This is a genomic window from Kurthia sp. 11kri321, assembly GCF_001534765.1.
Taxonomy (GTDB): domain Bacteria; phylum Bacillota; class Bacilli; order Bacillales_A; family Planococcaceae; genus Kurthia; species Kurthia gibsonii.
This window is the reverse complement of record NZ_CP013217.1, coordinates 2,256,478-2,270,810: the sequence shown is the minus strand read 5'-3', so window position 1 is coordinate 2,270,810 and position 14,333 is coordinate 2,256,478. Positions and strand designations below refer to the sequence as shown.

The window sequence follows — 14,333 nt, the reverse complement described above, 5'->3', positions numbered from 1 at the left end:
TTATGTTTGATTTTTGGATTGCTTTACTATTATTTATCGTGACATTATTTTTTGTCATTGTTCAACCACGTAATATAGGGATTGGCTGGTCAGCTTGTGCTGGTGCAGCAATTGCTTTTTTATTAGGCATTGTGAATATGGAGGACTTTAAGTCGGTTGTCGGTATTACGTGGAATGCAACACTTGCATTTATCGGTATTATTATGATTTCGATTATTTTAGATGAAATCGGTGTTTTTGAATGGTCAGCACGCCATATGGCAAAGTTGGCTCGTGGTCATGGTATTCGTATGTATGTTTACATTTGTTTACTTGGTGCAGTTGTTGCCGCATTTTTTGCGAATGACGGAGCAGCTCTTATTTTGACACCAATCGTTTTAGCGATGGTGCGTAATTTGAATTTTAAAGAAAAAATGATTTTCCCGTTTATTATCGCAAGTGGTTTTATTGCAGATATGACGTCATTACCCTTTGTTATTAGTAACTTAGTAAACATTGTTGCTGCAGATTATTTTTCAATTGGTTTTGCAGAATATGCACTTCATATGATTATTCCGAACCTTTTTTCATTACTTGCAACAATCATCATTTTACTATGGTATTTTAAAAAGGCGATTCCGCGTACATATGATGCAACGCAAATTTCAGAACCAAAAGATGCGATTCGTCATCAATCCCTTTTTAAACAATCATGGTGGATGTCACTATTATTATTAATTGGTTACTTCTCGAGTGAATGGACAGGTATTCCTGTGTCATTTATTGTTTTAGCAGTTGCATTCATTATGTTGGTTCAAATGAAGATGTATCGATTCTCAAGTCCAACAAAAGTAATTAAAATGGCTCCTTGGAATATTGTATTCTTTTCGATTGGAATGTATTTAGTCGTGTATGGACTAGGGAGCGCAGGAATGACACATGGCGTTGCAATATGGATTCAGTGGTTAGCAGATCAAGGATTATTCGTCGCAACAATTGGTATGGGATTCTTATCGGCTATTTTATCAGCAATTATGAATAATTTACCAACTGTTATGATTCAGTCATTAGCAATTCAAGAAGTGCATACGACACCTGTTATTCGAGATACACTCATTTATGCGAATGTAATTGGCTCAGACTTAGGCTCAAAAATGACACCAATCGGTTCACTTGCAACATTGGTTTGGCTTCATGTTTTGTCACTTAAAGGGATTCAAATCTCTTGGATTCGTTACATAAAGATTGGGTTTATTTGTACAATCCCAATTCTACTTGTAACATTACTGGGACTGTATATTACAATGAAATTATTTTAAAAATCATCCTTTTCAAGGGTGGTTTTTTTGTTTTATTTTTAATACATAAAAAGGAAAAAAATTACCGTATAATTGAAGAAAATAGTGATAAAATACTTAATAAACGAAAAAAAATTTCAAAATGAACTGAAAAAATACACTTTTCAACCGATGTATGTTTCGTAGGGGATTATTAACATATTAATAAAAATAAATAGATATGAACTGGAGGGTACTGCATGAATTACAGATGGCTATATGCTATTTTTTTAATCTGTTTCATATTCTTAATCAATCCTTCATCTGCCAGTAGTTCTGAAAAAGAAGTACACGATTTAAATTTGAATACATATTTGGCACAACAAAATAAGGCATCTTTGGAAGGGGATTGGAGGTATATAGAAGGTATTCGTACGCCAAATGAGATGGAACAGGCGTATATGGTATTGCCAACTACAAAAATTCCAATTGAATTCAGTCGATTATTTAATCGAGACGATGCTTCTGCAACATTTTCTACATATATCAAGATTCCAAGCCATTTTGTAGGACAATTAATGGCAATCGACATTCCTTATGAATATAGTGCATATCGTTTATTCATCGGAAATCAAGAAATCGCTAAAAAAGGTAAAGTAGCAACAGATTTACGTTATCACGAAAGTCAAATTGTACCAGCAATCGGTTATTTCACACCGCAGAGTACAACCATTTTTGTGACAATGCAAGTTTCAAATGATGGTTTAATAAGAGGCGGATTTGTTGAAAATCTTTCGCTAGGAACAGCTAAAGTAATTTCGACAGGTATTACAACAAAAGTATTCATCCATACATTATTAATTGGTTGTATTCTAATTGTTGGGATTTTTATGATTTTCATCGGAGCATATCGTGTTTATACACGTAGTTTATACATATTTGGAGTGTTTTGCATATCCATCGCATTACGTGCATTATTTGGCGTACCATTTATCTATGCTATTTTATGGCCGAATTTTGATTGGTTATGGGCGATTAAAGCAGAGTATGCATTGACCTGTTTATCTACTTTCTTCTTTGTATGGTTAGTTTATAATATTTCTAATAAATTATTTAATCCGCTTATTTTTTATATGACACAATCCATTGTTGTAATCGTCTTAATATGTGTATTGTTTTTATCTCCTGTTATTTTCCAAAAAACTTTTTTCTATGCTTTTTTAATTGCCATTCCACTTTTCGCATATATGGGGTGGATTTTGATTCAATCTACACGTATGAAAAATGATTTAGCGATGAATAACTTAATCGGTATTGTCCTTGTGTGTCTTGCTGTATTAATTGATTTTTTCAATGGATTAGGTGTTTTGCATCTTCCGCCGCTCAGTTTTGCTGCAACAGCTTTTTATGTCATCATTCAAATGTTCTTTTTAAGTAAACAATTTTCGGTTGAAGTCACAGGTCGTTTGCAACTAAACGAGCAACTTCAGCAGTTGAATCATTTGTTAGACGAAAAGATTTATGAACGTACAAAAGAGTTAGAAGAAGCAAATGAACGTTTACGTGAACTAGCAAATCGTGATGGGCTAACGCAAGTGTATAATCGACATTATTTTAATGAATATATGAAAAAAACATTTGCGGAAGTAATTAAAGAACATGCTTCGCTCTCCATGTTAATCTTAGATGTGGATGATTTTAAAAAGTACAATGATTTTTACGGACACATTGAAGGCGATCAATTATTGCAATATCTTGCAAGTGAAATGTCTAAAGTCGTACCAAAAGAAGGTGTCCTAGCACGCTATGGAGGAGAAGAATTCGCCATCGTGCTACCGAACTGTTCAAACGAACAAGCTACAGCAATCGCTGAAAAAATAAAATGGCATATTCAACATCAAAACTTACAACATGCAGCGAGTGACTATGGATTTATTACAGTGAGTATTGGGGTCGCAACACATGAATGTAAAACACAATATGCAACTGTGAACGAATTAATTAACGCAGCCGATCAAAATTTATATATCGGTAAAAATACAGGTAAAAATAAAGTAGTCTATTAAAAAAATCCAAATGGATGATGTGGCGGTATTTTACCGATTACTCAAACATTTGGATTTTTTATTAGATTGAAAAGTCTTCAGGCACAAATACTTTTAATTGTTTTGGATGGATGTAGACTGTATCACCTTTTTCAATGGCAAGTTGAGTGAAGAATTCTTTTGTAATTTCTGCTTCTAAATAGTCATTCGTATCAGGTCGATGTAATTCAATATGAATTGTCGCACCAATTGGATGAATATGTAGGACAGTTGCTTTTACTGTATTCGGTCTTACTTCTTTTTCAATTGCGACATCATGTGGACGAACATAACCAACTGTTTCTTGCTCGGAATCAAGGTTAGACCCTGGAACTTTGAATGAGAAGTCGCCATTAATGAGTTCGCCTTTTCGTAATCTTCCTTTAAAGAGGTTCACATTTCCCAGGAAATCATAAACGAACGGTGAAGCAGGATTTTCATATACTTCAACAGGGGAGCCGATTTGTTCAATACGACCTTCATTCATAATAACAATCCGATCGGCTACATCAAGTGCTTCCTCTTGGTCATGTGTTACAAAAATAGAGGTAATATGATAGTCATTGTGCAGTTTTCGTAGCCATCTACGCAAATCTTTTCTTACTTTCGCATCGAGTGCGCCAAATGGTTCATCGAGTAGTAACACTTTTGGTTCGACTGCAAGTGCGCGTGCAAGAGCGACACGTTGGCGCTGACCTCCTGACAATTGCGAAGGGTAGCGTTTAGCAAAATGTTCTAATTTAACAAGCGAGAGTAACTCGATTACCTTATCCTCGATTTCTTTTTTAGATGGACGTAGTTTTTTCGGTCTTACTTTTAAACCATATGCGACATTATCAAAAACACTCATATGGTTAAATAAAGCATAATGTTGGAATACAAAACCGATATTTCGTTCTTTCGCGCTAAGATGTACAACTTCTTTTTGGTCGAATAGAATCGTTCCTTCATCTAACGTTTCAAGCCCAGCGATAATTCGAAGAAGGCTTGTTTTCCCAGAACCAGATGGACCTAATAAAGCGACTAATTCACCAGGTTGAATCGATAGTGAAATTTTTTGTAGTGCATGGTACTGTCCGAAATGTTTATCAATTTCTCTTAACTCAATACTCATTTAGAAACCTCCTTCGTACGCCATTCGATGATATTTTTTGCGATGATTGTTGCGAGTGCGAGTAGCGACATGAGTGATGCCACCGCAAATGCTGCTGTAAATTGGTATTCGTTATATAAAACTTCGATGTGTAGGGGCATCGTATTCGTTAAGCCGCGAATGTGACCAGATACAACTGATACTGCACCAAATTCACCAATGACACGCGCGTTACATAGAATCACACCATATAATAAGCCCCACTTAATTTTCGGAAGTGTAATACGCATAAAGGTTTGAAAACCATTTGCACCAAGTGAATGTGAAGCTTCTTCTTCTGACTGCCCTTGTGCCTGCATAAGTGGAATGAGTTCACGCGCAACAAAAGGAACCGTCACGAACAATGTCGCTAAAATAATGCCAGGTAGTGCGAAAATAATAAAGATATCTCGCTCAAGCAACCATTCACCGAATAATCCTTGTGCGCCGAATAATAAGACGAAAATTAAACCGGCGATCACAGGTGACACAGCAAAGGGTAAATCGATGAGCGTTAAAAGCATATTTTTACCTTTAAAATGATATTTTGAAATAAGCCATGCACTCAGTACACCGAATAATGTGTTCAATGGTACAACAATTAATACGATAAGGAATGTCAGTCGAATAGCAGAAAGCGCCTCGCTATTCGTAATGGATGCTAAATAGACATCTACACCTTTTTGAAAAGCTGTCATAAAAATCATAACAAGCGGTAATAATAAGAAAAGAGATAAAAAAAGTACACTAATCGTAATTAATGAGCGGCGAATCCACTTCGGTTCACTCGTAGGTGAATCTGTCTTCACTTTTGGTAAAGTATGTGGTTGTTCGAGTACGTTCTCTGTCATATTATGCACCTACTCTCTTTGTATATTTACGTTGAATGAGCCATTGAATGATATTCATCGTGAGTAAAAAGAAGAATGAACCAATTAGCATAACCGAAGCAATGGCAGTCGCTCCTACATAATCATATTGTTCTAATTTTGTCATGATGAATAATGGTGTAATCTCTGTCTTCATCGGCATATTACCAGCGATAAAAACAACCGAACCATATTCACCTAATGCACGCGCAAAAGCTAAAGTAAAGCCTGTCAAAATTGCTGGAATAAGTGTAGGGAAGATGACGTGACGAATCGTCTGCATACGATTTGCACCAAGACTAGCTGAAGCTTCTTCTTCCTCAATACGAAAGCTTTCAAGTACAGGCTGAACTGTACGAACAACAAAAGGCAGTCCAATAAACGTAAGAGCAATCATAATACCAAGCGGTGTGAAAGCAATTTTGAAATCGAAAAATTGACCAATCCATCCATTGGGTGCATAAAGAGCTGTTAGCGCAATCCCCGCAACAGCTGTTGGTAAAGCGAAAGGTAAATCAACAAGCCCGTCCATTAAAGACTTAAGCGGAAATGTATAGCGAACAAGAACCCATGCAATAATCGTACCGAAAACGACATTGATGAGCGCTGCCACAAGTGATGCACCAATCGTTAACTTATAGGAGGCGACGGCACGCGGATCTGAAATAATCGTCCAAAATTCTCCCCATGTCAATTGAAGCGAATGCAGAAGAATCATCGATAACGGTAATAAAATTAATAAACTAACATAAAAGATTGTGAAGCCGAATGAGAGTTTAAAACCCGGAAGTCGAAAAGCTTTTTGTTTTTTTGCTGTAAGTGAAGCCATTTAATCACCACTTTCTTATTGATAAATTTTGTCGAATAAACCACCGTCTTGGAAATGTGTTTTTTGTGCTTTTTGCCAACCACCAAAGTCTTCAATCGTAACAAGTTGAAGTGGTGGGAATTGTTTTTCATATTGCTTTAAAATTTCTGGGTCACGAGGTCGATAGAAATTTTTTGCTGCAATTTCTTGACCTTCTTTTGTATACAAGAATTTTAAATAAGCAGTTGCGACTTTTTCCGTACCACGCTTTTTCGCATTTTTTGTGACAACTGTAACAGGTGGTTCCGCCAAAATACTAAGAGAAGGAGTAATGATTTCGAATTCATCTGCACCTAACTCTTTTAATGACAAGTAGGCTTCATTTTCCCACGTGATGAGTACATCACCGATGCCACGCTCTACAAAAGTCGTAGTGGACCCGCGTGCTCCTGAATCAAGTACGTCGACATTCCCATACAGTTTTTGCATGAACTCAAATGGTGTTAATTTTGTTTCTTGCTCATGTTTTTCTGCGTATGCATAAGCTGCTAAGTAATTCCAACGCGCCCCACCCGATGTTTTAGGGTTCGGTGTGACAACGGAAACGTCTGGGCGAATTAAATCAGACCAGTCTTGAATTTTTTTTGGATTATCTTTTCGGACTAAGAAGACAATCGTCGATGTGTAAGGAGCCGAATGGTCAGGGAGCGCACTTTGCCAATTTGGTGAAATGAGTTCGCGATGTTTTGTCAGTTCATCAATATCATAAGCAAGTGCAAGCGTGACAACATCTGCTCGAATCCCGTCGATAACTGCCCGTCCTTGTTTACCAGAACCTCCATGCGATTGCTGAATAGTTACAGTTTGTCCTGTTTTTTCTTTCCATTCTTTCGCAAATGCTGTATTGATTCCTTGATATAGTTCGCGTGTTGGATCGTAGGAAACGTTTAACAATTGAATTTCTTTTTCCGAAGCTTTTGAAGAACAACCTGCTAATAAGAGGATTGTAAGAATCAAAAGCAAACTCTTTCTTTTCATGTATAAATCCCTCCTTCAAAAAAAACTGAAAACTGCACACGAATACCACCGTGTACAGCCTTCAGTTTGTCTGATCAGCTAACTTTGTTAGTTATACGATAAACACATATTCCCTATAAGTCAACTAAGAATTTACAAAAAACCTATTTTATTTATCGGAATTACATGATATACTCCAATTAAGAAAAGCTAACCAGAAAACTGGAGGCGATTCAACCTAACTAGCACATAGTAGGTTGAATCGCCTTTTTGTTTACTAGAAAGGAGTGTTCTACATGACACAAGCCGAAATAACACCGCCCCTATTTTCAAAAGATACAGATACAAAAGGGGCATTGGAAGTTTTAGAGTGGGCATACGAAACATATGGTGACAAATTAGTTTATGCATGTAGTTTTGGTATTGAAGGGATTGTCCTCATTCATTTAATTGCACAAGTAAAACCAGATGCAAAAATTGTTTTCCTTGATACAGACCTTCATTTCAAAGAAACATATGAAACGATTGAACGTACAAAAGAACGTTATCCAACACTACAAATTGAATTGAAAAAACCAACATTGACATTAGAACAACAAGCGAATGAGTATGGGGATGAATTATGGAAAACTGCACCAAATCAATGCTGCAATATCCGTAAAATTGAACCATTACAAGAAGTATTACAAGCTTCTGATGCATGGATTTCAGGTTTGCGCCGCGAACAATCTGAAACGCGTGCTAAAACAGAGTTTGTAAATGATGATCCTCGTTTTAAATCAACCAAAATTTGCCCGCTTATTCATTGGACATGGAAAGATGTTTGGCGCTATGTATCCAAATATGATTTACCATATAACATACTGCATGACCAAGGTTATCCATCAATTGGTTGTGAAAAGTGTACAGTTCCAGCCTTTACAATGGATGATTTACGTTCAGGAAGATGGCAGGGCAAAGGAAAAACAGAGTGTGGATTACACGGATAGGGGAGAAAAAATATGACTTTAGTAAATCGTTATAATGAAAAATATCAAACAGCACATATACAACATACAATTGAATTAGATGCCATCGCGTTAAGTGATTTAGAATTAATCGGAATTGGTGGCTATAGCCCAATTGAAGGTTTTTTAAATGAAGAAGACTACCAATCGGTTGTGAAGAATATTCGTTTAGCAGATGGTACAGTATGGAGTATTCCAATTACACTACCAATTTCAGATGAGCAAGCAAAAACATTACAAGTTGGTGATGAGGCGAAACTGGTATATCAAGGTGAAACATATGGCGCGATTGAGATTGCTTCGATTTATGTACCGAATAAAGAAGAAGAAGCGCGTCATGTATATGGAACAGATGATCAAAACCACCCTGGTGTTCGTAAGTTATTTGAACGTCCAGCTGTATATGTAGGAGGACCTGTCGTTTTAACGAAGTGTCAGCAACCTGCTTTTGCAGATTATACGTTTACACCAGCTGAGACACGTGCAATTTTTGCAGAGAAAGGCTGGAAGACAGTCGTTGGATTCCAAACGCGTAATCCTGTCCACCGTGCGCATGAATATATTCAAAAAGCAGCACTTGAAACAATCGACGGTCTGTTTTTAAATCCACTTGTCGGTGAAACAAAATCAGATGATGTTTCCGCTACGATTCGTATGGAGAGTTATGAAGTATTGTTAGAGAAATACTATCCAGCAAATCGTGTACAATTAGGTATTTTCCCAGCTGCGATGCGTTATGCTGGACCACGTGAAGCAATTTTCCATGCACTTGTACGTAAAAATTATGGTTGTACACATTTCATTGTAGGACGCGATCATGCGGGTGTAGGTGATTATTATGGCACGTATGATGCACAAATTATCTTTGAACAATTTACAAATGATGAATTAGGTATTACACCGCTGAAATTTGAACATAGCTTCTACTGCTCGGCATGTGAAGGAATGGCAACAACAAAAACATGTCCTCATGATGCAAAAGACCATATTATTTTATCAGGAACAAAAGTACGTGAGATGTTGCGCAATGGCATTACACCACCACCGACATTTAGTCGTAAAGAAGTTGTCGAAGTGTTAATTCGTGGCATGAAGCAGGAGGTAGCCGAATGAGCACAAATTTAACATGGCATGAAGCAGCTATTCAAAAAGAAGAACGTCAACAGAAGAACGGATACGAAGGGAAAATTGTGTGGTTTACAGGCTTATCAGCTTCAGGTAAATCAACGATTGCCAATGCTTTTTCTCGTCGTTTATTTGATTTGAATCGCCAAGTGTATGTACTTGATGGTGATAATATTCGCCAAGGTTTAAATAGTGATTTAGGTTTTGGTGATGAAGCGCGAAAAGAGAATATTCGTCGTATTGGAGAAGTGGCAAAATTATTTATTGATAGCGGTCAATATGTATTAACTGCATTCATCTCCCCATTTCGAGAAGATCGCCAAACTGTTCGCGACTTAGTAGGTGAAGGCGAGTTTATCGAAGTATATGTCAAGTGTTCAATTGAAGCGTGTGAAGAACGTGACCCGAAAGGACTATATAAGAAGGCACGTAAAAAAGAGATTCCATCATTTACAGGCATCTCATCTCCATACGAAGAACCATTGAATCCTGAGATTGTTCTTAATTCTGAGAAGTATAGTGTAGAGGAATGTGTGGAACAATTGTTAAAAGAGTTAAACATTCGTTAGAAGAAAAATAAGTTTACAGCAAACTTGAAATCCGTTATACTATTCCTATAAACAAACGAATAAGACTTTGACAGTTGTCAAAGGGGAGTAGCTATAGAACGATTTTTGTTCTACACTTGTAGTCGTCAATACATGGTCAAAAGCCATCGGTTACAAGGGCATCTAAATTTGCTAAGTGAGACCTTTGCCTATTTTTTAGGCATGGGTCTTTTTTGTTTGTAGCAAAAGGAGGAACCTATATGGAAATATTATTAGAGTACGGTTGGGTATTACTTGTACTTGTCGGTTTAGAAGGTTTACTTGCGGCTGATAACGCGGTTGTTATGGCAGTTATGGTAAAACACTTACCGCTAGCTCAGAGAAAGAAAGCTTTATTCTACGGATTACTTGGAGCATTCGTATTCCGTTTCTTAGCATTATTCATGATTACATTAATTGTCGACTGGTGGTTCGTACAAGCAGCAGGTGCAGCTTACTTACTATTTATCTCAATTAAGCACATTTATGACTCGAAGAAGAAAAAAGATCCAGAAGATGAAGCGGCTAAGAAGCCGAAAAAACAATCTGGTTTCTGGATGACCGTTGTAAAAGTTGAAGCAGCAGATATCGCGTTCGCAATTGATTCGATGTTAGCAGCAGTTGCTTTAGCTGTTACATTACCAGCTTTAGGTGATTTCACAATTGGTGGAATCAACGGTGGTCAGTTCATCGTCATGTTCCTTGGTGGTGTAATCGGTCTTGTCATCATGCGATTTGCAGCACAATGGTTCGTTAAAATTCTTGAAAAATATCCACAACTTGAAACAGCAGCGTTTGTTATCGTTGGTTGGGTTGGTGTAAAATTAACAGTTATGACACTTGCACATCCAAACGTACAAATTTTAGATGAGCACTTCCCACACTCTACTGCTTGGAAATTAATTTTCTGGACAGTATTAGTCGGAATCGCAGTTGTTGGTTACATTACAGGTGTACGTGGTGCGAAAAAGCAAGACCACACATCGTAATACAGAAATATTGGATAAGAGGTTGGGTGCATTCCTAGCCTCTTTTCTTTTTGATAGGATATAAACGATATATAAAAGGGTATAAGATGTTAAAATACGGAAAAATAGGATAAATAAAAAAGTTTTCTAACCAAATAAAGTGCGTTACAATAGGTAGTTGTAAAATTGATTTAAAATATAGAGGATTATGAATAGAGAGGATCGATGAAAATGGGCACTGCGAAAGACATTAGTAAACGCTCAACACCGTTCCAAGCAATCGTGTCATATTATTTTATTGCTATTGCAATATCATTCGTATTACTTATTTTGCCTGGCGTACATAAAGAAGGCGTACATGTTTCCTTATTAGATAGCTTATTTACAGCGGTGAGTGCTGTAAGTGTAACAGGTCTGACAGTATTCAATATTAGTGAGACTTACACAACGTTTGGAATCGTCATGCTACTCGTCGTACTACAATTAGGCGCAATCGGTATTATGTCGCTTGGTACATTCGTTTGGTTAATTGTCGGTAAGAAAATTGGTCTGCGCGAACGTCAATTAATTATGGTTGACCACAACCAATATAATTTATCAGGCGTTGTTAATTTAATTAAAGAGATTATTAAAAACTTATTTGTCATCGAATTAGTAGGAGCACTTATTTTAACACTGTATTTTTTACAGTATTATGATACTTTTTTAAAAGCGTTATTACACGGGGTCTTTGCTGCTGTATCAGCTACAACAAATGGTGGATTTGATATTACGGGAGAGTCACTAGCACCGTATGCAGATGACTATTTTGTACAAACGATTAATATGATTTTAATTACACTTGGTGCGATTGGTTTCCCTGTACTAATCGAAGTGAAATATTTCTTAATGAATAAAGACCCGAAAAAATTCCGTTTTTCTTTATTCACAAAAATTACAACAACAACGTATGCTATTTTATTTTTAGTCGGTACATTTGTCATTTTAATTGTCGAGGCATTTAATGCATTTAAAGATATGTCATGGCATAAAATGCTATTCTCAAGTATGTTCCATTCCGTATCCACGCGTTCAGCTGGTTTAACAACGCTCGATGTTGCGCAGTTTACGGATACAACGAATATCTTTTTAAGTTTTATGATGTTCATTGGTGCGTCCCCAAGCTCTGTTGGTGGGGGGATTCGAACAACGACTTTTGCTATCGCTGTACTATTCCTCATTAACTTTGCACGTGGAAAAGACGACATTCAAGTATTTGGGCGTGAGATTTATACAATTGATGTATTTCGCTCCTATGTTGTTATTATTTTAGCGACAACGATGGTGCTTGTATCTACGATGATTTTATTATTAACAGAGAAAAATGCGACATTACTGCAAATCATTTTTGAAATTACATCTGCGTTCGGTACGTGTGGTATGTCTCTAGGCATTACGAGCGACCTCTCTTCACCAGGTAAAGTCATTATTATGATTCTCATGTTCGTTGGACGTGTCGGCTTAATTTCATTCCTATACTCATTAGGTGGTAAGAGTGAAAAACCGAAATATCACTATCCAAAAGAACGCGTTATTATCGGTTAATGAAAAAAGCATAAAAAAGACAATCTACACATTAAACTGTGGATTGTCTTTTTTTGTTACATTGAATGGATAGCATCTTTCACAACTTTAGAAAATAGTGGTGTACCATCTTTTTGAAATGTTGTTACTAAGTAGCCTTTTTCTTTTGTTACATGTGCTTGTTCAAGCGAATCGATTGAAATATTAAATGGCAAAATGAAGGTATGTTTAAACAATTCCTTTTCATTTAAACCGAGTGCAACAAAGGCATCTCCTGCAATTTCAGGTCGTTCTTTTAGTTGCGCATAAATCATTTTTAATTCATCTTTTTCAATCGCTTGTTCCCACCAAGGTTTACGAGGTTGGAATTTTTGTGTTGATAAATAATCATATTGCATAATTTGCTTCACAATCGGTAGTTTCGGCTCATTACGTGATTCTAAGAACTGTAATAAACGTTTAAATAAATCTTCTAACTGATGACCGATTTTCGACCAGCCCTGTTCATCCCAATACGTACCGAATTGTTGGAAGAAGTCGAATGGTGTTTCGAATACATGTGTGACTAAATATTCGAGTGTACGATCCATACGATGATCATTCCAATACTTCTCTAAAATATCCTCGGTCTGTTTGATTCGTAAAATATCATCGAAGTCGAGTACATTATTCGCGAAGATTTCGTATGGAGCCATATCGACATATTCGTAGCCGTATTGTTCAGCCTGTAAACGAAGACCAGTCCCACGAAGTAACTTTAAGAAGCCAAGTTGTAATTCTTCAGGACGCATCGCAAATACATCATTGAATGTTTTACGGAAACTATTGTAATCTTCTTCAGGTAAGCCAGCGATTAAATCTAAATGTTGGTCGATTTTTCCGCCTTCTTTTACCATTGTGACAGTACGCGCTAACTTTTCAAAGTTTTGGCGACGTTTTACTAAATCATTCGTTTCATCATTCGTCGATTGTACACCAATCTCAAAACGGAATAATCCAGCTGGTGCATTTTCGTTTAAGAATTGAATGACTTCAGGGCGCATAATGTCCGCTGTAATCTCAAACTGGAATACAACACCTGGTTGATGTTCATCAATTAAGAACTGGAAAATATCCATTGCATAACTACGACTAATGTTAAATGTACGGTCAACGAATTTAATCGTACGAACGCCTTGGTCCATTAAATAGCGAATATCGTCTTTGATTTTTTCGCGATTAAAATAACGAACGCCTACTTCAATAGAAGAAAGACAAAATTGACAGCTAAAAGGACAGCCACGAGATGTCTCAACATAAGCAATTCGTTTTGGAATTTCTGCGCGGTCTTCTTCAAAGCGGAAAATACTTGGTAGCTCACGTAAATCAATCTTTGGAGGCTGTGCGTGGATTTTCATTTTGCCATCTTGTAAATAACAAATACCCGGTACATCTTCTAATGGAATGTCACCGTTTAGATAATGTAGTAACTGTTTAAAGGAATGTTCACCTTCGCCCATAATAATGAAGTCCACAAGTCCATCTAAGCGATGTAACCAGTCATGAACATCATAGGATACTTCAGGTCCACCTAAAATAATTTTTGTATGTGGACTCACTTTACGCAACATACGGATGACACGAATTGTTTCTTCAATGTTCCAAATGTAACAACTGAAGCCGACAACGTCAGGTTTTTTTTGAAAAATATCAGATACGATATTGAACGATGGATCTTTAATTGTAAATTCAGCAAGAGCAGGATCAAACTCAGGCTGTGCATACGCTTTTAAATAGCGGATTGCGGTGTTAGTATGAATGTACTTTGCATTCAATGTTGCTAATAGAATATTCAATTAGAACTCCCCTTCTAAAAAGAATATGTTAATTGTAACAGTGAAAAGGTCATACAACAAATGAATCTTTTAAGAAATAAAT

12 protein-coding genes are annotated in these 14,333 nt (G+C 36.7%); 7 read left to right on the top strand and 5 right to left on the bottom strand.

What is annotated here, in order from left to right; all coding sequences use genetic code 11:
* Window positions 1-2 precede the first annotated feature (2 nt).
* Together ASO14_RS11460 and ASO14_RS11455 are read left to right on the top strand one after the other, a co-directional pair.
* Entirely contained in the window at window positions 3-1,298 is a 1,296-nt protein-coding gene (locus ASO14_RS11460) for an arsenic transporter (RefSeq protein WP_068455330.1), read from the top strand.
* 218 nt (window positions 1,299-1,516) lie between these two features.
* Window positions 1,517-3,322 carry a sensor domain-containing diguanylate cyclase gene (locus ASO14_RS11455; protein ID WP_068455327.1) on the top strand — a complete coding sequence of 602 codons (1,806 nt, stop codon included), beginning with the start codon at window positions 1,517-1,519 and terminating at the stop codon, window positions 3,320-3,322.
* A 61-nt stretch (window positions 3,323-3,383) separates the two neighbouring features.
* Here the strand turns inward: ASO14_RS11455 and ASO14_RS11450 are convergent, their stop codons facing one another.
* From ASO14_RS11450 to ASO14_RS11435, 4 genes are read right to left on the bottom strand one after another with little or no spacing between them, the layout of a single operon-like run.
* Window positions 3,384-4,454: a sulfate/molybdate ABC transporter ATP-binding protein gene (locus tag ASO14_RS11450; protein ID WP_068455324.1), complete on the bottom strand. Its 1,071-nt coding sequence runs from the start codon at window positions 4,452-4,454 to the stop codon at window positions 3,384-3,386.
* Window positions 4,451-5,323, bottom strand: a complete 873-nt coding sequence (gene cysW, locus ASO14_RS11445) for a sulfate ABC transporter permease subunit CysW (RefSeq protein WP_068455323.1) — start codon at window positions 5,321-5,323, stop codon at window positions 4,451-4,453. The genes ASO14_RS11450 and cysW overlap by 4 nt, the downstream gene beginning before the upstream one ends.
* 1 nt (window position 5,324) lies before the next feature.
* The gene (gene cysT, locus ASO14_RS11440) at window positions 5,325-6,170 is read right to left on the bottom strand and encodes a sulfate ABC transporter permease subunit CysT (RefSeq protein WP_068455320.1); all 846 of its coding nucleotides are present in this window, start codon (window positions 6,168-6,170) and stop codon (window positions 5,325-5,327) included.
* A 15-nt stretch (window positions 6,171-6,185) separates the two neighbouring features.
* Window positions 6,186-7,187: a sulfate ABC transporter substrate-binding protein gene (locus ASO14_RS11435; protein ID WP_068455317.1), complete on the bottom strand. Its 1,002-nt coding sequence runs from the start codon at window positions 7,185-7,187 to the stop codon at window positions 6,186-6,188.
* 275 nt (window positions 7,188-7,462) lie between these two features.
* On the opposite strand from ASO14_RS11435, the gene ASO14_RS11430 reads away from it, so the two are divergent.
* The 5 genes from ASO14_RS11430 (at window position 7,463) to ASO14_RS11410 (ending at window position 12,437) form a co-directional block, all read left to right on the top strand.
* Window positions 7,463-8,155, top strand: a complete 693-nt coding sequence (locus ASO14_RS11430) for a phosphoadenylyl-sulfate reductase (protein WP_068455315.1) — start codon at window positions 7,463-7,465, stop codon at window positions 8,153-8,155.
* Between the two features lie 12 nt (window positions 8,156-8,167).
* Window positions 8,168-9,286, top strand: coding sequence for a sulfate adenylyltransferase (gene sat, locus ASO14_RS11425; RefSeq protein WP_068455312.1), 1,119 nt, complete (start codon window positions 8,168-8,170; stop codon window positions 9,284-9,286).
* Entirely contained in the window at window positions 9,283-9,867 is a 585-nt protein-coding gene (gene cysC, locus ASO14_RS11420; protein ID WP_068455309.1) for an adenylyl-sulfate kinase, read from the top strand. Before sat ends, cysC begins: the two co-directional genes overlap by 4 nt.
* 239 nt (window positions 9,868-10,106) lie before the next feature.
* On the top strand, window positions 10,107-10,874 hold the full coding sequence (locus ASO14_RS11415; RefSeq protein WP_068455306.1) for a TerC family protein: 768 nt from the start codon (window positions 10,107-10,109) through the stop codon (window positions 10,872-10,874).
* Between the two features lie 210 nt (window positions 10,875-11,084).
* Window positions 11,085-12,437, top strand: coding sequence for a TrkH family potassium uptake protein (locus ASO14_RS11410; RefSeq protein WP_068455303.1), 1,353 nt, complete (start codon window positions 11,085-11,087; stop codon window positions 12,435-12,437).
* Window positions 12,438-12,493: 56 nt separating this feature from the next.
* On the opposite strand, the gene ASO14_RS11405 is transcribed toward ASO14_RS11410, so the two are convergent.
* Window positions 12,494-14,251 carry a B12-binding domain-containing radical SAM protein gene (locus tag ASO14_RS11405; protein WP_068455300.1) on the bottom strand — a complete coding sequence of 586 codons (1,758 nt, stop codon included), beginning with the start codon at window positions 14,249-14,251 and terminating at the stop codon, window positions 12,494-12,496.
* Window positions 14,252-14,333 lie beyond the last annotated feature (82 nt).

Bases quoted from the DNA above. Each gene is read 5' to 3' on its own strand.
- cysW (WP_068455323.1), bottom strand. From the start codon at position 5,323: ATGACAGAGAACGTACTCGAACAACCACATACTTTACCAAAAGTGAAG.
- ASO14_RS11430 (WP_068455315.1), top strand. From the start codon at position 7,463: ATGACACAAGCCGAAATAACACCGCCCCTATTTTCAAAAGATACAGAT.
- sat (WP_068455312.1), top strand. From the start codon at position 8,168: ATGACTTTAGTAAATCGTTATAATGAAAAATATCAAACAGCACATATA.
- cysC (WP_068455309.1), top strand. From the start codon at position 9,283: ATGAGCACAAATTTAACATGGCATGAAGCAGCTATTCAAAAAGAAGAA.
- ASO14_RS11455 (WP_068455327.1), top strand. From the start codon at position 1,517: ATGAATTACAGATGGCTATATGCTATTTTTTTAATCTGTTTCATATTC.
- ASO14_RS11410 (WP_068455303.1), top strand. From the start codon at position 11,085: ATGGGCACTGCGAAAGACATTAGTAAACGCTCAACACCGTTCCAAGCA.
- ASO14_RS11415 (WP_068455306.1), top strand. From the start codon at position 10,107: ATGGAAATATTATTAGAGTACGGTTGGGTATTACTTGTACTTGTCGGT.
- cysT (WP_068455320.1), bottom strand. From the start codon at position 6,170: ATGGCTTCACTTACAGCAAAAAAACAAAAAGCTTTTCGACTTCCGGGT.
- ASO14_RS11450 (WP_068455324.1), bottom strand. From the start codon at position 4,454: ATGAGTATTGAGTTAAGAGAAATTGATAAACATTTCGGACAGTACCAT.
- ASO14_RS11435 (WP_068455317.1), bottom strand. From the start codon at position 7,187: ATGAAAAGAAAGAGTTTGCTTTTGATTCTTACAATCCTCTTATTAGCA.
- ASO14_RS11460 (WP_068455330.1), top strand. From the start codon at position 3: ATGTTTGATTTTTGGATTGCTTTACTATTATTTATCGTGACATTATTT.